Origin of the sequence: Catenuloplanes japonicus, assembly GCF_000717135.1 — a bacterium.
Classification (GTDB): Bacteria; Actinomycetota; Actinomycetes; order Mycobacteriales; family Micromonosporaceae; genus Catenuloplanes; species Catenuloplanes japonicus.
The window spans coordinates 41,049-62,679 of sequence record NZ_JNXY01000013.1 but is presented as its reverse complement, the minus strand read 5'-3'; the positions used below and the strand labels follow the sequence as shown (position 1 = coordinate 62,679).

Sequence of the window (21,631 nt, the reverse complement as noted above, 5' to 3'; positions counted from 1 at the left end):
CCTAATCCTTCTCCAGCCAGTCCACGATCGCGTCGATGGGCTCGCGCCAGCGGGTATCGAGCATCAGGTCGTGGCCCATGCCGGGAAAGAGCAGCGGCGCGGAGCCGTAGCGCCGGGCCGCGCGGGTCAGCGCGGCCTGGGAGACGATGCCGTCCTGCTGGCTGCCGACCACCAGCACCGGCGGGTCACCGGCCGGCGGCTCCGGCGCGCGGTGCGTGATCAGCTGGAACTGCGCGCGGCGGCTGGTGAACCGGACCCGGGACGCGTAGGCCCTGGCCTGCTCGTCCGGCAGCTCGCGGCCGAACAGCTGGCGACGGCCGACCCGCAGCGGCGCACCGGCCAGCGCCGGGATCGTGCCGACCGGGTTGCGGCGCAGCGCCATGCCGAGCGTGCCCCAGCCGCCGAGCACGGGTGAGACCAGCACCGCGGCCTTCGCGGCGTAGCGGGCCAGCGCGTGCGAGACGACCAGCGCACCGGCGCCGTGCCCGACCAGCACGGCCTGGCGCGGCAGCCCGGCCGCGACCTGGACCACGTCGTGGACGTAGGCGCGCAGCCCGGTGCCGGGCGCGGTACCGGACCGGCCGTGCCCGCGCAGGCTCACCGCGTGCGCCGGGAAGCCGCGACCGGCCGCGTGCTCCAGCCAGTGCTCCGCGAAGAGCCAGGCGCCGTGACCGTAGCCGGGCACGAAGAGCAGCGGCGGACGGCCCTCGTCGGCCTCGGGCGTGGCGCTGAGCACCTCCCGCCGGACCGGCGGCACCGGGTTTGCCCAGTCCGCCGAGCGGTCGATCCTCACGCCGGCACCTCCGTCTCGTCCAGCAGGCGCTGGAGCTCCTTCAGGTACTTCTTGTAGCCGACCTCGAACCAGTGCCGCGGCACGTCCGTGAGTTTGCCCTGGCTGAGCTGCTTGCCGGACTCGGCGTGCAGGCGCTGCCAGACCTTCTCCGCGCGGGCCGGGTCGGCCGCGCGCAGCCGCAGCCAGCGCGCGAAGATCACGGTCTGCCAGTGGACCATCAGGCCCAGGCCGGCGTCCGGCTGGATCAGGCCGGCGACCGCGAGCGTGGGGTGCTGCGGGGCGAACGCGTGCAGCAGCAGGTGCGGGCGGTTGTCCGGCCCGGAGCCGGTCAGCGTGGGGTGCAGGAACTCGAAGCGCGGCTCGTAGCCGGTGGCGAGCACGACCAGGTCCGGCTCGATCGTGGAGCCGTCGGAGAGCTCGACCTCGGTGCGGTGGAACCGGGCCACGTCCGGCACCGGCGTGATGTCGCCGTGGCCGATCCGGTCCAGCAGCGCGCTGTTGACCACCGGGTGCGACTCCCACGGCAGGTGGTCCGGCTTCGGCAGGCCGAAGCTCATCGGCTCGCCGATCGCGACCGCGCTCACCCGGCGGTGCAGCCACTGGCGCAGCCGCAGCGGCAGCCCGGCCACCCGCATGTTGACCTGGTCGGAAGGGCGGCCGAGCAGGTACTTCGGCACGTACCAGTACCCGCGCCGGGTGGAGTGCCACGCCTTCACGGCCTGCTGGCCGGCCTCGACCGCGATGTCACAGCCGGTGTTGCCGCCGCCGACCACCAGCACCTTACGGCCGCGCAGCTCCGCCGGGTCCTTGTAGGCCGAGGCGTGGATGACCTTGCCGCGGAACTCGTCCATGCCCTCGATGCGCGGCATCCGTGGCGCCCAGTTGTGCCCGTTCGCCACCACGACCGCGAGGTAGCGGTGGGTGCGCGTGCTGCCGGCCCGGCCGGTGCTCTGCGTGGTGACGTCCCACCGGCCGTCCTCGTCCGCGGCCTCGACGGACACGACCTCGCTGCCGAACCAGACGTGCGGGCGCAGGTCGAAGTGGTCCGCGTACCGCTCCAGGTAGCTCAGGAAGTGGGAGTGGTGCGGGTAGTCCGGCCAGTCGTCCGGCATCGGGAAGTCCGGGAACTCCGAGGTCGGCCTCGACGTGTTCAGATGCGTGCTGGCGAACATCGGGCTGCGGTCGTTGCGCCAGTTCCACGCACCGCCGATCGTGGTCTCCCGCTCGTAGCAGTCGACGCCGAAGCCGTGCTCCTTCAGGTTCTTCACGGCGGCGAGGCCGCTCACGCCCGCACCGATCACACAGACCGTGTTGTCCCCTCTGTCATAGACGGGCCGGTTGACGCTGTCGAAATCGGTGGAGCTGGGCACCGCGAAATCCTCTCGGTACCCGCCACGCCTTGTCCACCCCAGAAGCAAAAAACCCAAAACCATCCGAGGGTACGACTCCGGTCTCCCCCGCACCGGGGGCTTCGCGCCCGGTGCCGCGCCGCCGCCGGTGGGCGGTGCGGACTACTCCGGGATGACGAGATCCGCGACGACCGGGAAGTGGTCGCTGGCGCGACGGGCCAGCGGCGTGTCCACCACGTCGTAGCGGACCACCTCGACGCGCGGATCCACGAACAGCGCGTCGATCCGGCCCTGCGGCCCGTCCCCGTGCAGCGGGAACGTGCACCGGTCCGTGGCGTCCGCCCAGACCGCGGCGTCGGTCAGGCCGTCCCCGATCGTGCGCCAGGCCGCGCCGCCGGACGTCTCGTTCACGTCCGCGCCCAGCACGACCGGCGCCTCCGCCGCGGACAGCTGCTTCTTCAGCGACTCCGCCTGGGTGGCACGCTCGGCCGCGTCCAGCGACAGGTGCGTGCCCGCGATCGTGAACCGGCGGCGGCCGATCGAGCACTCCGCGAATGCGGCGCCGCGCATGTGCCGGCCCGGTGTCAGCGGGAACTGCGAGGTCCAGGTGCGGTGCACGTGGACGCGCATGTCGGTCAGGATCAGGTTGCCCAGCGACGGCAGCCCGCCCACGGCCAGGACCGCGCCGAAGGACCGGGCCAGGTTCGCGCTCCTGTGCCGCCAGTTGAACCGGCGCGGCCCCTCCTGCACGATCACCACGTCCGCGGCCACACCCCGGACGATCTCGGCCAGCGCCGCCCGGTCGTCCCGTTGCTGGTGCACGTTGTAGGTGAGCACCCGCAGGAAGCCCTCTGCCACGCCGACCCCTTCCTGGTTGTGGTTCGTCTTCGTCAGTCGGCCAGGCGGGCCAGGTCGGCGGCGCCGATCACGCCGGCGGTGTTGCCCATCTCGGCCGCGCGCAGCTCCGCCACCGGGAACCGGCCGCGCGAGCCGAGCGACTCCGCGTACGCCTTCCGCGCCGGCTCCAGCAGCAGGTCACCGGCGTCGACCACGCCGCCGCCGACCACCAGGACCTGCGGGTCCAGCATCTGCACCAGGTCGGTCATGGCGGTGCCGAGCCAGTATCCGATCTGGCCGAACGCCTCGCAGGCGACCGCGTCGCCGCCGCGCGCGGCCTCGGTCACCATCGGGCCGGTGATCCTGTCGGCGTTGTTGCCGGCCAGTTCCAGCAGCGCGGCCGCGCGGTGCGGGTCCTGCCGCGCGCCGGCGCGGGCGAACCGGACCAGCGCGGTGCCGCTCGCGTACTGCTCGATGCAGCCGAGCCGGCCGCAGCCGCAGGGGTGCCCGTCCGGGACCGCGGTCATGTGGCCCAGCTCGGCCGCGATGCCGTGGGTGCCGCGGACCAGGCGGCCGCCGGTGACCAGGCCGCCGCCGATGCCGGTGCCGACCGTGAACATGACCATGGACGCGTCCGCGTGCCGGGCCGCGCCGAACCGGAACTCGGCCCAGGCCGCCACGTTCGCGTCGTTCTCCACCACGACGGGCAGGCCGGTCGCGTCCGAGATGTACTTCTGCAGCGGCTCGTCGCGCCAGGCCAGGTTCGGCGCGAACAGCACGGTCGAGCGGCCCGCGTCCACGAAACCGGCCGCGCCGATGCCGGCCGCGGTGATCTCGCGACCCTCGGCCAGCTCCTTCACCACGTCGATGATCACGTCCCGGGTCTTGGCGACGTCATCCGCGGGCGTGTCGCGTCGCGTGCTGGCCAGCACCTCGCCGGTGGGGTCGACGACACCACCGGCCACCTTCGTGCCGCCGATGTCGACTCCGATGGTCAGCGTCACCGCCGCCGCTCCCCTCTACCGTCCTCCGGGTGTGTTACCCAGCCGCGCCAACGTCATCCCGGACAAGGGCGATCGGCGGACACGCGAGGGCGCCCGCTTGATCCCTGTCTGACTCCATCTTCCGCCGACGCGTGCTACGTCGGGTCGAGACCGCGTCATCCGGCTTCGCGGAACTCCCGCTCATGATCGCCGGTGCCCGGCTCGTCGATGTCGGCGGGGTGACCGGCGTGCCCGGCCCGCGTGGCGGCCGCCCACGAATCGCCGGCGGGCTGTGCGGACGCGGACGCGCGGGTGGCCGCGGACCACGGGTCGGCGTCCGGCCACCCGGTCCCGGAGTCCTCGTGCGACGTGTGCGCGGCCGGCTTCCCCGCTGCGGGCTCGGCGGCCTTCGGTGCCTGGGTGAAGCCGTCCGCGGACCGGTTGGACGTGTCGGCCGCGGCCGTGGAGAACGCGCGGAGCAGGCCCGCGACGCCCGCGGCGAGGTCGCCGGCGCTGGTGGCGAGCTGCTCGGCGAACTCCGGCGTCGGGTTGCGCATCATGGTGATCGCGCGGCAGACCGGGCACACGCAGCACTCGGGGCTGCCGTTCGCGAAGACGACGTGCGGGCGCTCGCCCTCGAAGCCGCTCTTCACCGGGCCGGGCGCGTCGTCGATCAGCGCGCCCGGGTCCGGGGACCCGGCGTCCGTGGCGCCACGTGGAGCCGCGGCCGGCGGAGCCTCGCCCGCGGTGGCCGCTGCGCCGCGCGGAGGTCCGGCCGGTCCAGCCTCGCCCGCGGCGGGCGCGGTGCTGCGCGGACGTGCGGCGGTGTCGGTCTCGGAGCGGGATGTCGGGCGGGCTCTCGTACCCTCGGCTGATCTGTGAAGGTCTTCGCTGAAACCGGAGGCGGTCTTGGCGACGCCGCGCAGCGCGTCACCCAGCATGCCGAGGCCGGTGCTGGTCGTCTGGTGGCCGGAGGCGCGGGCCGCGAACTTCGCGCCCTGCGCCATCCACGCGGCCTGGGAGGCGCCCTCGGACGCGCGGGCGAGAACGGCCGCGACCAGGCGCTCCGCCTCCTCGCGCGCCGAACCGGCGCCGTCTGCCGAAGAGTCCGGAGTCGCCATGGTCGAATCCCCCTGTGCGGTGTGTCAGCCGGCCGGCAGGCTCTCCACCCGCCGCTTGAGCTCCTTGAGCGCCGTATCCATGATGCGCTTCTCGGCCTTGCGCCGGATCATGCCGATGGTGGTGATCGACAGGTCGACCTCCAGCGTGTACGTCACGGAGGTGCCGCCGTCCGCGGCGGGCGCGATGTCGTAGGAGCCACGCTGCGCCTTCTGCATCTTCGACGGCGCGACCAGGTGCCACTCGATGCGGGAGAGATCCTCCGCGTACTCGTACTGCAGGGTGTACTCATCGGCCAGCACGCCCGCGTCGATCACGAAACGGACCTGGCTGGCATAGCCGTCCTCGTACTCCTCGAGGACCTCGACCTGCTTGAACGCGTCGGCCCACTCGGGGTACGCACCGAAGTCGGCAACGACCTCGGCGACACGCTCGGCCGGTGCGGCGATAACGATCGTCTGGGTGGAGGAGTCCGCCATGCGGGCAGGCTACCGTGCGCCCCCGACACTTTCCGATGCACCGTCGCGACCGGCGGCGATTGATCTGCGGTGACGGTCAGATGTGTCGGATCGCCGTCCCGGACGGTACGTTTCAGCTGTAACAGGGCCGTCACACGGGCCCGAGCCGTCCGAGGAGCTGTCAGGTGCGCGAGTTCTCCGTCCCGCCGGTCGTCACGATCGCCGACACCACGACCCTGACCGACGCGGTCTGGGACAACGCGCGTGTTTCGCCGGAAAACGTCTCGTTCCTCCGGCGCACCGCCGCGTCCGCCGGCACCTGGCTCCCGGTCACGGCCGCGGAGTTCCAGGCCGAGGTGGTCTCCGTGGCGCGCGGCCTGATCGCGGCCGGTGTGCAGGCCGGTGACCGGGTCGCGCTGATGAGCAAGACGCGGTACGAGTGGACGCTGATCGACTACGCGATCTGGGCGGCCGGCGCGGTCACCGTGCCGATCTACGAGACGTCCAGCGCGGAGCAGGTCTCCTGGATCCTGTCCGACTCCGGCGCGGTCGCGATCTTCGTGGAGACGAACGCGCACGTGCTGACCGTGACCGGCCTGCGCGACGACCTGCCGCTGCTGCGCGAGGTCTGGCAGCTCGACACCGGCGGCGTGGACGCGGTCCGCGCCGAGGGCGAGCGCATCCAGCCGGAGGAGGTCGAGGAGCGCCGCCGGAAGGCGCGCGCCGGGGACCTCGCCACGATCATCTACACCAGCGGCACGACCGGGCGGCCGAAGGGCTGCGAGCTGACCCACCGCAACCTGCTCACCGAGGTGCTGAACGCGGTGGTCGCGTTCGATCACCTGTTCAAGGGCGAGTCCCGCACGCTGCTGTTCCTGCCGCTGGCGCACGCGTTCGCCCGGCTGATCCAGATCGCGGTGGTGACCACGCGGGCCACGCTCGCGCACACGCCGGACACGCGCACGCTGCTGCCGGACCTCGGCGAGGTCCAGCCGACGTTCCTGCTGTCCGTGCCGCGCGTGTTCGAGAAGGTCTACACCGGCGCGAAGCAGAAGGCGGAGGCCGGCGGCCGGGGTGCGATCTTCGCGCGGGCCGAGGCGACCGCGATCGCGTACAGCGAGGCGCTGGAGACCAAGGGCGGCCCCGGCCTGCTGCTGCGTGCCCAGCACGCGCTCTTCGACCGGCTGGTCTACGCGAAGCTGCGCGCCGCGATGGGCGGGAAGTGCACGGACGCGGTCTCCGGCGGCGCGCCGCTCGGGGCCCGGCTGGCCCATTTCTTCCGCGGGATCGGCGTGCTGGTGATGGAGGGCTACGGCCTGACCGAGACGTCGCCGGCCGTGGCGGCGAACATTCCGAGCGCGATCCGGATCGGCACGATCGGCCGGCCGCTGCCCAGCGTCACGGTCCGGATCGCCGACGACAGCGAGATCCTGGTCAAGGGCGACATCGTGTTCCGCGGGTACTGGAAGAACCCGGACGCGTCGCGCGAGGTGCTGGACGACGACGGCTGGTTCCGCACCGGCGACCTGGGCGTGCTGGACGGGGACGGCTTCCTGTCCATCACCGGGCGGAAGAAGGAGATCATCGTGACCGCGGGCGGCAAGAACGTGGCGCCCGCCGTGCTCGAGGACCGGCTCCGCGCACACCCGCTGATCAGCCAGAGCGTGCTGGTCGGCGACCGGCAGCCGTTCATCGCGGCGCTGATCACCGTCGACGAGGAGGCGTGGCCGGGCTGGCTGGCCGCGCACGGGCACGGCGCGGAGACCACGGTCGCGGCGCTGCGGGAGGACCCGGCACTGCGGGCCGAGATCCAGACCGCGGTCGACGAGGCGAACAAGGCGGTGTCCGGCGCCGAGGCGATCAAGGTGTTCCGCATCGTGGGCCGTGACTTCACGGAGGAGACCGGCGAACTGACCCCGTCGCTGAAGGTGAAGCGCAACGTGGTGCACAAGACCTACGCGGATGAAATCGCGGCCATCTACACCAAGTGACGGCGTAACCCCGGCCAGGCGATAGCATCCCGGAGTGGCCGCCTCACCCCCCGTCGCCCCACGTCCGCATCCTCTGGCGGTCGCGGCTCGCTTCGTCATGCTGGCGCTCGTCGCGCTGCTCACGCTGATCACCACCCGCGATCCCGACCGCCTGTGGTGGATCGTGGCGTTGCTGTTCCTCAGCATTCCCGGTGTCATCGCGCCTCGGCACCGGGTGCTGGCGCCGGCCGCCCGCTTCGCCGAGGTCGTCGTCGTGGGCCTCGCGGCCAGCGACGTGGCCGGCGCGGCCAGCGCGGTCGGCAGCCTCGGCCCCGGCGTCGGTGCCGAGGTGATCCTGCCGTATCTGGCGGTCCCGCTCACGGTCGCGGCGCTGCAACGACGGTCCCGCGAGGGTGCGGTGCTGCTCGGCGCCGCCGCGGGCACGCTGCTGGCCAGCGGCGCGGTGAACATGACCGCCACCGGGCCGCAGATCGCCCAGATCGGGTACATGGCGGTCTGCGCGCAGTGGCTGATCCTGGGCGGGCTGGGCACGTTCGCCGCGGACACGCTCCGGAGGTGGATGCTGGTGCGCGAGACCAAGCCCCAGCCGTACGCGGAGGCGACCCGCCTGCTCACCCAGCTGCGCAGCGTCGCCCGTCAGCTGCCCGGCGCCACGCTGGACCCGGGCGGCATCGCGGAGCACCTGCTGGAGGAGCTGCGCGCCGTCGCGCCCGCGGACCGGGCCGCCGTGCTCACGGCGAGCGGCGGCGGGCGCCTGGTGGTGCTGGCCCAGTCCGCGATGGAACGCGTCGACTGGGAGACCACTCTGGACGCGGACTCCGCGATCGCGGACGCGTGGGCCAGCCAGCAGCCGGCCACGGCCAGCCGCTCGCAGTCCCGCTCGCACCGGGGTGCGGAGGTGTCCGCGCTGGTGGTGCCGCTGGTCGCGGGCGTGCGGTCGATCGGGCTCGTGGTGGTGGAGGCGAACAGCAGCCTGGCGTACCCGGCGCCGGTGGTGGCGAAGGTGACCGCGGTGACCGGCCCGGCCGCGCTGCGTCTGGAGGCCGCGCTGCTCTTCGACGAGGTGCGCTCGCTCGCCACGAACGAGGAACGGCAGCGGCTGGCCCGGGAGATCCACGACGGTGTGGCCCAGGAGCTGGTCATGGTCGGTTACGGCATCGACAACGCGCTGGCCACGCTCCCGGAGGACGCGAAGGAGACCGCGGAGGAGCTGCGCACGCTGCGCGGCGAGGTCACCCGCGTGATCACTGAGCTACGGTTGTCCCTGTTCGAGCTGCGCTCCGAGGTCGACCGGCACGGCGGCCTGGCCGGCGCCATCGCGGAGTACGCACGGACCGTCGGTTCCGCCGCCGGCCTGCGCGTGCACTACACACTGGACGAGTCCACGGCCCGGCTGCCGGCCGCGACCGAGGCGGAGATGCTGCGCATCGCGCAGGAGGCGATCACGAACGCCCGCAAGCACGCGGGCGCGTCGAACCTCTGGGTCACCTGCGAGGTGGACCCCCCTTACGCACGCATCGAAGTATCGGACGATGGACAGGGAATGGCGGATAAGCGACCGGACGGCCGGTACGGTCTTGCGATCATGAATGAGAGAGCGGAACGTATCCGTGGCCGTCTGGAGATTAGGCCGCGCAATCCGAGTGGAACAACGGTGGCGGTGGTGCTCGGAGCCTCGCCCCGACGCGATAGCGTGCGCGATAGCGTCAACGCACCAGAAGGGGAGTAACCCGAGCTATGTCGACCAGCCCTGCGCCGACGACGCGTACCAAGGTCCTTCTTGTCGACGATCACGATCTGATCCGAAAGGGACTGCGGCACGCATTCGAGCGCGACCGGCAGTTCGAGGTGGTCGGTGAGGCCGCCACCGCCGCCGAGGCGGTGCGTCAGGCCGGTGCCCTCCAGCCCGACGTGGTCATCATGGACCTTCGCCTGCCCGACGGCAGCGGACTGGAGGCCACCCGCGCGCTCCGCAAGAACAGCTCGACCATGGGCATCGTCGTCCTCACCATGTATGCGGGCGATGACCAGCTCTTCGGCGCGCTGGAGGCGGGCGCGTCCGCGTTCGTCCCGAAGACCGCGCCGGCGGACGAGGTGGTGGCCGCCGCGCGGCACGCCGCCTCCGCACCCAGCGCGTTCACGGCCGCCGACCTGGCCGAGGCGATGAAACGGCGGCTCGCGCCGTCCGGCCCGCAGCTGTCCCCGCGTGAGGGCCAGGTGCTGCGCCTGCTCGCGGACGGCATGAGCGTGGCCGGGATCGCCAAGCAGCTCTTCGTCAGCGAGTCCACCGCCAAAACGCACATTTCCAAGTTGTACGAGAAGCTGGGTGCGGCCAATCGCGCTCAGGCACTGATGACCGCGCTGCGGCTCGGTCTTCTCGAGGCGCCGGACGCGCCGAAGTTCTGAACGATTCCAGAACAGACGAACGCGCCCCGGGAAATCCGAGGCGCGTTCGTCTTTTCGGTCTCTATCGGGTGACCATTCGGCGGATCAGCAGATACATCTCGCAGCCGAGGCAGAAGCCGAACGCCGCGTTCAGGAATGCGGCGAAGAGCGCGAACGCGGCGAACACCGTGCCGGCCACGGGCGCGCCGAACAGATATCCGATCGTGGCCAGGACCGTGAACACGGCGCCGACCAGCTGGGCGAAACGCGGCGGCTCCGGGGCCTCCAGCTCGGCCGGCGGGGCCAGCCGCGGCGCGACCAGCGTGCGGTAGAGCAGGCCGTACGGGCCGAGGCGCAGGTCGTACGCGGTGATCGCGAAGACCACCGCCTGGGCCAGCGCGAGCCAGCCCGAGCCGGTGACCAGCACGATCACCAGGACGAGGGACGTGATCGCGGCGCCGAAGCGGGGGCCGCGCGGGTCTATGCCGTTCAATTGTTCCTACGTTCCTCTAGAGGGCTGCGACGGCCGCGAGCACCTGACCACGGGTCGGCACTCCCCCGGCGCGGCCGATGATCCGGCACTCCCGGTCGATCACCAGCGTGGTCGGCGTCGCCCAGATGTTGAGCGCGCGGACCGCGTCCAGGTGGCTCTCCGCGTCCACCTCGACGTGCCGGACGCCGGTCAGGTCACGGCCGACGCCGGCCAGCACCGCGCGGGTGGCGCGGCAGGGCTGGCAGAACGCGGTGGAGAACTGCAACAGCGTGACCTCGCCGGGTACGACGCCGAGCGCGTCGCGCAGCGCGGGGTCGAGCAGGTCCATGGCGGCCTCCGGTCTCACGTGGCCGGCGCGGGCACGGCGCCGGACAGCGAAGATCGTCGCGGCGAGCAACACCGCGGCGACGACCACCGCTCCGGCCAGCGGATCTCCGTCCACGGGCAAATCCTGACACGGCAAGTAGGAAATACCCAGGGCTGGATCCAGTTATGGCCATCACCCTTCCGGCCGATGATCTCGAAACCGTCCAGGCCTCCAGCAGAACCCGGACGCCGGAACGAGATGTCACACCCAGGCATCGCGTTCCGGCTCTGGATAGCCAGCCGCAGAACGGGCAGAATGGCAGCGGCCTCCTACCCGGGCACGAACAGCGCATATCCAGACATTTAACGATTAGAGGGGCGACCATGCAGCGGCCCGAGTGGGCACCGGAGAGCATCGACATCGAGCGGCCCAGCGTCGCCCGCATGTACGACTACTACCTCGGCGGGTCGCACAACTTCGCGGTCGACCGTGCCGCCGCGCAGGCGATGATCACGGCGGTGCCCGAGGCCCCGCTGATGGCCCAGGCGAATCGCGCGTTCATGCGCCGCGCCGTGCGGTTCCTCGCGGCCCGTGGCGTGCGGCAGTTCCTGGACATCGGGTCCGGCATCCCGACCGTCGGCAACGTGCACGAGATCGCGCAGCATGAGATGCCGGACGCACGCGTCGCCTACGTGGACATCGACCCGGTCGCGGTCGCGCACGCCCGGGAGATCCTGGCCGGCAACGCGCAGACCGTGATCATCCAGGCGGATCTGCGTACCCCCGAGGAGATCGTCAAACACCCGGAGGTCCGCGAGCTGCTCGACTTCTCGCAGCCGATCGCGGTGCTGATCGTGGCCGTCACGCACTTCATCCCGGACGAGGACGACCCGGCCGGACTGATCGCCCGGATCCGCGACGCGCTGGCGCCCGGCAGCTACCTGGTGCTGTCCCAGGCCAGCGGCGAGGGCCGCACCGAGGAGGAGGCGGCCGAGACGTTCGCGGTCTACCGGCGGGCCGACAACCTGGTCCGGGCGCGCCCCCGGGAGATGCTGCTCCCCTACTTCGACGGGTTCACGCTGCTCGACCCCGGGCTGGTGTGGGTGCCGCTGTGGCGGCCCGACCCGACCGACAACACCGAGGACGCGGACCGGGTGGTCTTCATCGGCGGCGTGGGCAGTCTTGGTGAGTGACCACGAGGACGGCGTCGCCGCGTTCGCCCGCGCGTGGGCCAAGGCGATCTCCGGCACGAGCTACATCCCGATGAGCCAGGGCGAGCTGGAGGAACAGCTCCGGCTGCTCACCCGCGAACTGCGCGACGCGCTGCTGGCCGAGCCGTTCAGCATCCGCCGCGGCTACCGCGTGGGCGGCTCGCTGGTCCGGGCGCACGTGGTGTCCGCGGAGGGGCTCGGCCGTACCATCGAGGTTCTTGATCAGAGGTTGTTGCGTGACCTGGGCCTCGCCGACACCGGCGGGCGGATGGCGCGCCTGCTCGGCACCGTCTCGACCGGCTATGCCCGCGCGCTGCGCGACCGCACGCTGGACGAGCAGGAGTCGATCCGCCGGGCCGCCATGGTCGCGCGCGAGCAGGCCGAGCACGCGCTCCGCGAGAGCGAGGCCCGGTTCCGCCACCAGGCCACCCACGACTCGCTGACCGGCCTGCCGAACCGCGCGCTGTTCACCGACCGGCTGCACGCCGCGTTCACGGTCCCCGGACGGCGGCTCGCGGTCTGCTTCGTGGACCTGGACGGCTTCAAGATGGTCAACGACACGCTCGGCCACCACGCCGGCGACCAGCTGCTCATCGAGGTGGGGCGCCGGCTGCGGCGCAGCGTCGGCGAGCACCTGGTGGCGCGGCTCGGCGGCGACGAGTTCGTGATCCTCGTCCAGGACACCAGCTGCACCGAGGACGCGCTCAAGGTCGCGGACGCCGCGCTCACCGCCATCAACGAGCCGGTCGAGGTGGACGGCCAGCGCCTCGGCGTCTCCGCCAGCATCGGCATCGTGGAGCGGGAGACCGAGGGCTCGTCGCCCAGCGACGTGATGCGCGCGGCCGACGTCACGCTGCACTGGGCCAAGGAGGGCGGCAAGCGGCGCTGGGCGCTGTTCGACGCGGAACGCAACGAGAACGAGATCGCCCGCTACCAGCTCTCCTCGTCCATGCCCGCGGCGCTGGAGCGCGGCGAGTTCTTCGTCGACTACCAGCCGCTGGTCGCGCTGGACGGTGGCCGGCTGCGCGGCGTCGAGGCGCTGGTCCGCTGGCGGCACCCCACGCTCGGCGTGCTCCGCCCGGACACGTTCGTCGGACTGGCCGAGGAGTCCGGCCTGATCGTCCGGCTCGGCGCCTGGGTGCTGCGCGAGGCGTGCGCGCAGGCCCGCCGCTGGCTGGACGTGAGCCCGGAGGCACCGTTCGTCAGCGTCAACCTGGCGGTCCGGCAGATCGGCGATCCCGGCCTGATAGCCGAGGTCACCGACGTGCTGGAACGGACCGGGCTGCCGCCGGCACGCCTCCAGCTGGAGATCACCGAGAGCGATGCCATGGCCGGCGTGGACCTCGGCGTGCTGGACGCGCTCGCCTCGATGGGCGTGCGCCTGGCGATCGACGACTTCGGCACCGGCTACTCCAACCTGGCGTACCTGCGGCATCTGCCGGTCCGCGAGCTGAAGGTGGCCGGCGCGTTCGTCGAGGGCCTGCGCACCGGGGACTCGCCGGTCGACGAGAAGATCATGGCGACGCTGGTGGCGCTGGCGCACACGCTCGACCTGGTGGTCACCGCGGAGAACGTGGAGACCGCCGGTCAGGCCGCCCGGCTGCGCGCGATCGGCTGCGACTCGGCGCAGGGCTGGCACTTCGGCCACCCGGGCCCGCCGTCCGTGATCGACGCGCAGCTAGCGATCTGAGTACGCCTCCGCCTGCAACGTGAACAGCTCGGCGTAGAGCCCGCTCCGCGCCATCAACGCGTCATGATCACCCTGCTCCGCCAGCCTGCCATGATCAAAAACCAGGATCAGGTCGGCGGTACGGACGCTGGCCAGCCGGTGCGTGATCAGCACGACCGTGCGGCCCTCGGCCAGCTCGCGTAACCGCTGGTAGACGTCGTGCTCGGCGCGGGCGTCCAGGTTGGCGGTGGGCTCGTCGCAGATGAGCAGCGCCGCGTCGCGGAAGAACGCGCGGCTCACCGCCAGCCGCTGCCACTGGCCGCCGGACAGGTCCGCGCCGTCCGTGAAGTGGCGGGACAGCAGCGTCTCGTACTGCCGGGGCAGCTCCACGATGAAGTCGTGCGCGTCCCCGGCCTGCGCCGCGGCCACCACGGCGTCGTCCGCGGCGTCCCGGTCGTACCGGCCGATCACGATGTTGTCCTTCGCCCGCAGCGGCCAGCGGGTCGGCTCCTGCATGACCACGGCCACGCCCTCGCGGACGCTCTCCGGGCCGTAGTCGTCCAGCGTCACGCCGTCCCAGCTGACCGAGCCGCTCTCCGGGCGGTAGAGGCCGGCCAGGATCTTCGCGAGCGTCGACTTCCCGGAGCCGTTCTCGCCGACCAGCGCGACCGTCTGCCCGCGGCGCAGCGTCAGGCTGACGTCGGTGAGCGCCTGCTTCTCCGCGCCGGGGTAACGGAAGCTGACGTTCTCCACGCGCAGCTCCTCGAACGCGCGCGGGGCGGTCTGCCGTCGCACCGGCTCCGCGTGCGTCCGCGCCAGCTCGCAGAAGGCCTGGTAGTCGGCGAAACTCAGGCCCTCCTCGTACAGATGCCGGACCGTGAACGCGACCTGCGACAGCGCGCCGATCCCGATCCCGATCGCGTAGGCGGCCGCCCCGCCCACGGCCAGCTCCATCCGGCCGGTCATCAAGAGCCAGATCATCAGCGTGTACGTCAGCCCGGTAGCGCACGCGCCCAGAGCCGTACCCACCAGCGTGGTCTTGACCTGCTGTTCCATCACCCGGATCTGCGCGCGCGTCTGCACGTCCAGCAACCGCCGCACCTCGCCCAGCAGGAAGCCGCGCAGCGTGAACGCGCGCAGCTCCGGCGCGGCATCCCGGTCGGCCAGCAGGTCGGAGAGCATGTATCGGCGCCGGTACAGCGCGGACAGGCGCATCCGCTGCCGCCAGTTGAGCCGGGCGGACCGGACCGCCGCCCAGGCCGTCGGCACGACCGCCAGCACCAGCAGCGGCAACAGCGCGGGGTGCAGCACGGTCAGGACACCACCGGCCGCCAGCAGCGAGATGACGTTCGTGCCCAGGCTGATCCCCTGGTCCACCAGCGACTGCGAGGCGAAGACGCCGCGGTCCCGGGCCCGGTGCATGGTGTCGCGCCACTCGGCGTCGTCGAAGACGGCCAGGTCCGCGCGGGTGGTCAACTCCAGCAGCCGGAGTTCGGCGGTCTGGCTGACCAGCGGGGACAGCCGGCCGTGGGCGGCGGTGCCGGCGGAGCTGAGCAGCGTGCGGATCGCACCGGCGGCGGCGAAGACCAGGACGGAGGGGATCGCGGCTCTGATCCGTTCCGGGGTGGGGCCTTCGGCGAGCAGGCCGTCCAGCACACCGACGACGCTGACCAGGCCGATCGCGCCGACGACGCCGCCCGCCAGTTGCAGCACGACCACCGCGATCGTGATCCGCGGGCTGCTCTCCCAGGCGAGGCGCCAGGCCTCCCGAAGCAGCTTCGGGAGGCGTCTGAGCATCCGCCAGAAGCCGGCGCTGGCGGCCTCGACGCTGCTCTTCAGGTAGTAGGGGACTTCCAGCTCGACATCCTCATCGGCGTGGTCCGCCGCCGTGGTCGTCACAGCTATCAGTACGCCACATGCGGGGCGACTCGCGTGCTACTCGTTCACGCAGCTCATGTCGCTTCGAGGAGCGCGGTGAGCCTCGCCGCCTGCTGCTCCCAGCGCCACTCCTTGCCGACCCACTCACGGCCGGCCGCGCCCAGGCGGCGGGCCAGGTCGCGGTCGGTGAGCAGGGTGGCGGCCCGATCGGTCAGCGCGGCGAGATCCCGGCCGCCGACCACGTAACCCGTCTCGCCCTGGAGCACCGCGTCCGGCGCACCGCCGGAATCACCCGCGATGACCGGCAGGCCGGTGGCGGACGCCTCCAGGTAGACGATGCCGAGACCCTCGACGTCCAGGCCACGGTTGCGGGTCCGGCAGGGCATCGCATAGACGTCGCCGGCCGCGTAGTGCGCGGGCAGTTCCTCCCACGGCACGCTGCCGGTGAAGATCACGTGCTGCTCGACGCCCTGCTCGCGGGCCAGTTTCTCCAGGGCCTGCCGGTACGGACCGCCGCCGACCAGCAGCAGCACGGCGTCCGGCACCCGGCGGCGGATCTCCGGGAACGCGCGGATCAGCGTGTCCTGCCCCTTGCGCGCGACCAGCCGGGAGACACACACCAGGACCGGGCGGTCGCCGAGGTGGTGGCGGGCCCGGATCTCGTCGCGGCCGGCGCCGGGGCGGTAGGCGTCGACGTCCACGCCCGGGGCGAGCCGCTGCAGGTCGGTGAGGCCGTGCAGCGCCTTGTCCAGCCGGGACCGCGTGTACTCCCCCAGGTAGGTGATCACGTCGTTGCCGCGGGCGATGCGCCGCAGCAGCCGGCGGGCGCCGGGGAGCGCGGCCCAGCCGACCTCGTGGCCGTGGGTGAGCGCGACCGCGCGGCCGATGCCGGCCTGACGGCGCAGGCCGTCGGCGAGCAGGCCGAGCGGGGCGGCCGCGCCGAACCAGACCGTGTCGCAGCCGTGCGCGCGGGCCAGGTCGGCGGCGCGGCGGGCCACCACCGGCGTGGGCAGCAGCACGGACGTGCTCTCCCGGATCACCTCGAACGGCTGGACCGCGTCGAACGCGTCGGAGCCCTTCCAGCTGGACGTGTAGACGACGACGTCCTCCGCGGGGCGGCGGATCGCCAGGTTGTGCACGAAGGACTGGATGCCGCCGGGGCGGGGCGGGAAATCGTTCGTGACCAGCAGGGTCTTGGTCAACGCGGTCAGCGCTCCCCTCGAGCGTAGGCGCGGGCCGCGGCCATCCGTTCCACGGTGGAGGGATGGGTGGCGCCGTAGAGGTATTCCCAGCGGGGCGGGTCGGGGTCGCCGAGATTGACGGTGGACAGGCGGGCCTGCATGGACTCGAACGTGGCGGGGTCGCCGGTGAGCGTGAGCGCGTGCGTGTCCGCGCGGGCCTCGATGCGGCGGCTGACGAACGCCTGGAACGGTGACGAGAGCAGGCCGGCGACCGTGACGACCGCGATGACCAGCGCGATCGCCCGGGGCTCGCCGATCGAGTCGACGCCTGCGGCGCGGAGCAGGCCGGGCCAGGAGCCGAGCAGGTAGAGCGCGATGACCGCGGCGGCGGCGCCGAGCGCGCCCAGCAGCGTACCCGTGAAGACGTCGTTGTCCTTGGCATGTCCGAGCTCGTGGGCGGTGACGGACGCGACCTCCTCCGGCGTGGCCTCCTCGATCAGCGTGTCGTAGACGACGATGCGGCGGGTAGGGCCGAACCCGGACACGTAGGCGTTGACCGCGCGCGTGCGGCGGGACGCGTCCGCGACCAGCACCTCCCGGACCGGGACGCCGTCGCGCGCGGCGAGCTGCATCAGCTCGGTGCGCAGCGGGCCGTCCGCCATCGGGGTGAAGCGGTTGAAGACCGGCTCGACCAGCACCGGCAGCACGAAGGAGAGCAGCACGACGAGCGTGGCGGCACCGGCCGCACCGAACGCCCACCACCACTGCGGCGCGAACCGGGTCAGCGCGTAGAAGCCGAGCAGGACGAGGCCGCCGATGACGGCACTCACCGCATATGACTTCAGGAGGTCGGTGGCCCAGCCGCCCCAGCCCTGGGTGGAGAGGCCATAGCGGACCAGCACCGTGTGCCGCCAGGCGCTGATCGGCAGCGTGAGCAGGTCGCCGGCCAGCACCACGGCGAAGCCGCCGAGCAGCGCCTGCGCCGTCCAGTGGTCGCCGAACGGGCGGCCGCACAGCTCGACCAGGCGGGCGCCGAGCGGCGTCAGCCCGAGCAGCAGCGCCAGGACCAGGCCGAGCGCCAGGCCGCCCCAGGTGGCGGGCCGGAGCGTGGACCGGAACTCGCGGGCGTGCGCGACCTGCTCACCGGGCAGCGTGCCGAGCGCGGCGACCTGGTCGGCGCGCGGGGCGGGCGCACGCTGCCACGGAATCGTCAGCAGCGCGACGGCGAGCAGTGCGACGGCGAGGCCGCCGAGCGTGAGCACGGCCCACCAGCGAGGCGTCATGGGCAGTGATCATAGGGCTATGCGGAGCGGCGGAGCGGGACGAGCCGTAGCGGGGTGCGGGGAACGGACTCGTCCGGGACCTCGACGATCTCCGGCTCGAGGCCCGCGCGCGCGAGCACCTCGATGGCCTGGATCTCGTCGTGGGTGAGCCGCTCGATCTCGGGTGGGGTGTCGAACAGTGCGTGGATGGCGCAGCCTGCGCAGCCCGTGCCACGAACAGCGCATGTGTCGCAGTCGATGAGCATCGGTCCTCCTCACGGTGACGCCATACACGCTAGGTGACGGGTATGACAAGAATCCGTGGCTAGGCGCGGGCGAGCCGTCTGAGCAGGGAATCCGCTGCCATCGGGTACGCCCCGTGACGCCGGACGCCGTCCGCCACCTCCCGGTCGGAGGACACGACGATCACCGGCCGTCCCTCCGGCTCGTTACGCACGAGCCGGCGGATCAGCTCGTCCGCGGTCTCGCCCTTGCGGGAGAAGAGCACGCGGACGCCGCGCGGCGCCGGGGGCAGCCCGTGCTGCCGCTCCGCGCCGTCGAAGACGCAGGTCACCTCGTCGCCGGTCTGCGCCGCGATGCCGCCGAGCCCGGTGATCAGACGTTTGCGCTGGTGTTCGAGGGACATCTCGGACCAGCCGCGCTTGGTGACGTTGTAGCCGTCCACGACCAGGTGCGCCTTGGGCAGCGCGAGCAACTGGTCGAGGCGGGCCGGGTCGTCCGTGTCGGTGGCGCGGGCCTGGACCCGGTCCGGCCCGTCCGGCCGGACCGCGGTGGCGTCCGCGACCAGGTCGGCCGGCCGCCGGTCGGTGGGCCCGATCGCGAGCTCGCGGCGCAGCCCGCTGGCGGCCTGGCCGATCGTCTCCAGCAGCAGCCAGAGGCGGGCGTCGTCCGCGGTGCGCGTGTCGCGGGCCGCCTGCCGGGCGCCGCTCGCGGTCGCCTCCGCATCGGCCAGCTTGGACCGGAGTTTGCGCAGCTCCTGGTCGTGCCGGTCGGTCGCGACCTTGGCCCGGCCCTTCTCGGTGGCGAGCATCTCCGTGGCCTTGCGCTCGCGAGCCTGGGTCTCGCGCAGCGCACGCGCGGTGGTGCGGTGCTCCTCACGCATCTGCCCGAGCTCCTCGCGGACGCGGGCCAGCTCGTCCCGGAGCTTGTCCGCCTCCACGCGGGCGACCGCGCGGTCGTGCTCGGCGCGGGCGGCGCGCTGCTCGGCGACGCGCACGGCCTCGCTGACCGCGGCACTGTCCGCCTCCGCCCGGACCGCGTCGCCGGCGGCCGCGACCAGGTCGAACCAGCCGGTGGGACGGACCAGGTAGGCGAGCGCGGCGACCTCGACGGGCTCGGCCGCGCCGACGGCCGTGCCCTCGGCGATCGCGGTGCCCAGGTCGCCGGCCTCACCGGCGGCCTTGCGGCCGATCCGCTGGCGGAAGAGCGGGTCCGCGGCGAGCTGGGCCGCGATGGCGGCGCCGCCGAGGCGGGCGCGACGGTTCGGCGCGAAGCGGGCGACCTTGCGCAACACGTCCGGGATCTCGTCGTGCGTCAGGCCGGGCAGCAGCGCGGCCGTGAGCGTGATCACGCGCTGGCGGACCTGCTCGGGGAGTATCGGCTCGGCCGATTCGGCCAGGTCGAGCGACTCCGCGGACTCAGGCAGGCGGACGAGGGCAGGGTACGGCGCCGCTTCCCCGGGGGAGCGGTCGTCGGGCGGCGCCGGTACGGACATACGCCAAGTCTCCCACCGTACGGCCCCCGACCGCGCGACAGCGGCATTTGATCTCGTCTAGTGCGCTCAGGCTACTCTGCGGTCACCCGGTAAAGAAGTGTCGGACCCGGCACCTAGGGTGCCCTGGTGGCACAGACCGATAACTTCGTCCAGGGCATGTTGCTCGACGACCCGCTCGCGGTGCCGCTCTCCGGGGTCACGTTCGTGGTGGTCGACCTGGAGACCACCGGTGGCGCCCCGGCCAAGCCGGACGGCAGCAACGGCGTCGGCATCACCGAGATCGGCGCCGTGAAGGTCCGCGGCGGCGAGGAGCTGGGCGTGCTGGGCACGCTGGTCAACCCCGGTGAGGCGATCCCGCCGTTCATCACGGTGCTGACCGGCATCACCGAGGCCATGATCGCGCCGGCGCCGCCGATCGAGGAGGTGCTGCCCGCGTTCCTGGAGTTCATCAACGGCGCCGTGCTGGTCGCGCACAATGCGCCGTACGACGTGAGTTTCCTGAAGGCCGCCTGCGCCCGGCACGGCTACGACTGGCCGAACCCGAAGGTGCTGGACACCGCCGCGCTGGCCCGTCGCGCCCTGACCCGCGACGAGGTGCCGAACCGGAAGCTCGGCACGCTGGCCGCGTTCTTCCGCACCGAGGTCGCGCCCACGCACCGCGCGCTGGACGACGCCCGCGCCACCGTGGACGTGCTGCACGGCCTGTTCGACCGGCTGGGCAGCCACAACGTGTCCACGCTGGGCGAGGCGATCGAGTTCGCGAAGGCGGTGACGCCGGCCCAGCGCCGCAAGAAGCACCTGGCCGAGGGCCTGCCCAAGGCCCCGGGGGTGTACGTGTTCCGCGCCTCCGACGACCGCCCGCTCTACGTGGGCACGTCGGTGGACATCGGCACGCGGGTGCGCAGCTACTTCACGGCCGCGGAGAAGCGGGCGCGGATCTCGGAGATGCTCAACGCGGCGGTCCGGGTCGAGGCGATCGAGTGCGCGCACGGGCTGGAGGCGGAGGTCCGGGAGCTGCGGCTGATCGCGGCGCACGCGCCGCCGTACAACCGGCGGTCGAAGTTCCCCGAACGGGTGGTGTGGCTGAAGCTGACCACGGACGCGTACCCGCGGCTGTCCATGGTGCGCCGGCTGGCCGACGACGGCGGGACCTATCTCGGCCCGTTCTCGTCGCGGCGGTCCGCGGAGCTGGCCGCGGCCGGCGTCTACGACGCGATCCCGGTCCGGCAGTGCGGGCACAAGCTCTCGGTCCGCGTCCGGACGCCGGCCTGCGCGCTGGCCGAGCTGGGGAAGTGCCCGGCACCGTGCGAGCACCGGGTCTCCGTCGACGAGTACGACGCGATGGCCGCCGGCCCGTTCCGTGAGGCCGTGACCGCGGACCCGGGCCCGCTGGTGACCGCGCTGATGGCCAGGATCGAGGCGTTCTCCGCGGCCCAGCGGTACGAGGAGGCGGCCGTGATCCGGGGCCGGATGGCCGCGATCCTGCGCGCGCTGATCCGCATGCAGCGCCTGACCGCGCTCACCTCGCAGGAGGAGCTGGTCGCGGCGCGCCCGCACGCGGGCGGCGGCTGGGACCTGGCGATCGTCCGGTACGGACGGCTGGCCGCGGCCGGTGTCTCCCCGCCGCGCCAGCATCCGCGCGCCACGATCGAGTCGCTGCGGCTGACCGCCGAGACCGTGCTGCCGGGTCCGGGACCGACCCCGGCTGCGACCGCCGAGGAGACGGAGCGCATCCTTGCGTGGCTGGAGCGGCCGGAGACCCGGTTGGTGGAGATGACGGCCACGTGGGCGTCACCCGCTCGGGGAGCCGCACGCTTCAGCAAGCTCCTGGCCAGGGCGGAAGGGGCTGTTTCGGTAAAAGACTCAGCCGTTCGGTCATAGGCAAGTAACCATTCGCATGACGAAGCCTCGCATAGGCTGTAGAGCAACACTGTTCCGGGCCGCGCTCGTTTCAAGGCAGAAGCGGCTTATTGAGGAGGT

General features: G+C 72.6%; 19 protein-coding genes. 6 read left to right on the top strand and 13 right to left on the bottom strand.

Translation table 11 applies throughout. From position 1 onward, the window contains the following. Position 1: 1 nt before the first annotated feature. From OP04_RS19740 to OP04_RS19715, 6 genes are all read right to left on the bottom strand, one after another. Entirely contained in the window at positions 2-793 is a 792-nt protein-coding gene (locus OP04_RS19740) for an alpha/beta hydrolase (RefSeq protein ID WP_033341230.1), read from the bottom strand. Further along, positions 790-2,163, bottom strand: coding sequence for a flavin-containing monooxygenase (locus OP04_RS19735; RefSeq protein ID WP_033341229.1), 1,374 nt, complete (start codon positions 2,161-2,163; stop codon positions 790-792). Before OP04_RS19735 ends, OP04_RS19740 begins: the two co-directional genes overlap by 4 nt. Positions 2,164-2,304: 141 nt before the next feature. Continuing rightward, the gene (locus OP04_RS19730; RefSeq protein WP_033341228.1) at positions 2,305-3,000 is read right to left on the bottom strand and encodes an endonuclease/exonuclease/phosphatase family protein; all 696 of its coding nucleotides are present in this window, start codon (positions 2,998-3,000) and stop codon (positions 2,305-2,307) included. A gap of 32 nt (positions 3,001-3,032) precedes the next feature. Beyond that, positions 3,033-3,983: an ROK family glucokinase gene (locus OP04_RS19725; protein ID WP_033341227.1), complete on the bottom strand. Its 951-nt coding sequence runs from the start codon at positions 3,981-3,983 to the stop codon at positions 3,033-3,035. A gap of 155 nt (positions 3,984-4,138) precedes the next feature. After that, positions 4,139-5,083 carry a hypothetical protein gene (locus OP04_RS55735; protein ID WP_051798343.1) on the bottom strand — a complete coding sequence of 315 codons (945 nt, stop codon included), beginning with the start codon at positions 5,081-5,083 and terminating at the stop codon, positions 4,139-4,141. A gap of 24 nt (positions 5,084-5,107) precedes the next feature. Next, positions 5,108-5,560, bottom strand: a complete 453-nt coding sequence (locus OP04_RS19715) for an SRPBCC family protein (RefSeq protein ID WP_033341226.1) — start codon at positions 5,558-5,560, stop codon at positions 5,108-5,110. A gap of 164 nt (positions 5,561-5,724) precedes the next feature. On the opposite strand from OP04_RS19715, the gene OP04_RS19710 reads away from it, so the two are divergent. From OP04_RS19710 to OP04_RS19700, 3 genes are read left to right on the top strand one after another with little or no spacing between them, the layout of a single operon-like run. Then, entirely contained in the window at positions 5,725-7,530 is a 1,806-nt protein-coding gene (locus OP04_RS19710) for an AMP-dependent synthetase/ligase (RefSeq protein ID WP_033341225.1), read from the top strand. 34 nt (positions 7,531-7,564) lie between these two features. Next, on the top strand, positions 7,565-9,259 hold the full coding sequence (locus tag OP04_RS19705) for a sensor histidine kinase (RefSeq protein ID WP_033341224.1): 1,695 nt from the start codon (positions 7,565-7,567) through the stop codon (positions 9,257-9,259). Positions 9,260-9,267: 8 nt separating this feature from the next. Continuing rightward, positions 9,268-9,936, top strand: a complete 669-nt coding sequence (locus OP04_RS19700; protein WP_033341223.1) for a response regulator transcription factor — start codon at positions 9,268-9,270, stop codon at positions 9,934-9,936. Positions 9,937-9,997: 61 nt separating this feature from the next. Here OP04_RS19700 and OP04_RS19695 read toward each other — a convergent pair whose 3' ends face one another. Together OP04_RS19695 and OP04_RS19690 are read right to left on the bottom strand one after the other, a co-directional pair. Next, positions 9,998-10,408, bottom strand: a complete 411-nt coding sequence (locus tag OP04_RS19695; protein WP_198153894.1) for a DUF4395 domain-containing protein — start codon at positions 10,406-10,408, stop codon at positions 9,998-10,000. A 16-nt stretch (positions 10,409-10,424) separates the two neighbouring features. Further along, positions 10,425-10,850: a TlpA family protein disulfide reductase gene (locus tag OP04_RS19690; RefSeq protein ID WP_232323650.1), complete on the bottom strand. Its 426-nt coding sequence runs from the start codon at positions 10,848-10,850 to the stop codon at positions 10,425-10,427. 248 nt (positions 10,851-11,098) lie between these two features. Here OP04_RS19690 and OP04_RS19685 point away from each other — a divergent pair, with 248 nt between their 5' ends. Continuing rightward, entirely contained in the window at positions 11,099-11,908 is an 810-nt protein-coding gene (locus tag OP04_RS19685) for an SAM-dependent methyltransferase (protein ID WP_033341222.1), read from the top strand. Between the two features lie 70 nt (positions 11,909-11,978). Then, complete coding sequence (locus OP04_RS19680; protein WP_085066608.1) at positions 11,979-13,616, top strand: putative bifunctional diguanylate cyclase/phosphodiesterase; 1,638 nt, start codon at positions 11,979-11,981, stop codon at positions 13,614-13,616. Here the strand turns inward: OP04_RS19680 and OP04_RS19675 are convergent. The 5 genes from OP04_RS19675 to OP04_RS19655 are packed head-to-tail and all read right to left on the bottom strand — an operon-like array spanning position 13,605 to position 19,651. Next, entirely contained in the window at positions 13,605-15,494 is a 1,890-nt protein-coding gene (locus OP04_RS19675) for an ABC transporter ATP-binding protein (protein WP_232323649.1), read from the bottom strand. The genes OP04_RS19680 and OP04_RS19675 overlap by 12 nt on opposite strands. Positions 15,495-15,547: 53 nt before the next feature. Next, positions 15,548-16,675 carry a glycosyltransferase family 4 protein gene (locus OP04_RS19670; protein ID WP_033341219.1) on the bottom strand — a complete coding sequence of 376 codons (1,128 nt, stop codon included), beginning with the start codon at positions 16,673-16,675 and terminating at the stop codon, positions 15,548-15,550. A gap of 5 nt (positions 16,676-16,680) precedes the next feature. Further along, positions 16,681-17,937 carry a M48 family metallopeptidase gene (locus OP04_RS19665; RefSeq protein ID WP_033341218.1) on the bottom strand — a complete coding sequence of 419 codons (1,257 nt, stop codon included), beginning with the start codon at positions 17,935-17,937 and terminating at the stop codon, positions 16,681-16,683. A gap of 17 nt (positions 17,938-17,954) precedes the next feature. Beyond that, complete coding sequence (locus tag OP04_RS48535; protein WP_051798338.1) at positions 17,955-18,182, bottom strand: hypothetical protein; 228 nt, start codon at positions 18,180-18,182, stop codon at positions 17,955-17,957. 59 nt (positions 18,183-18,241) lie between these two features. Then, positions 18,242-19,651 carry an NYN domain-containing protein gene (locus OP04_RS19655; RefSeq protein WP_033341217.1) on the bottom strand — a complete coding sequence of 470 codons (1,410 nt, stop codon included), beginning with the start codon at positions 19,649-19,651 and terminating at the stop codon, positions 18,242-18,244. A 123-nt stretch (positions 19,652-19,774) separates the two neighbouring features. On the opposite strand from OP04_RS19655, the gene OP04_RS19650 reads away from it, so the two are divergent. After that, entirely contained in the window at positions 19,775-21,532 is a 1,758-nt protein-coding gene (locus OP04_RS19650) for a DEDD exonuclease domain-containing protein (RefSeq protein ID WP_408606768.1), read from the top strand. Positions 21,533-21,631 lie beyond the last annotated feature (99 nt).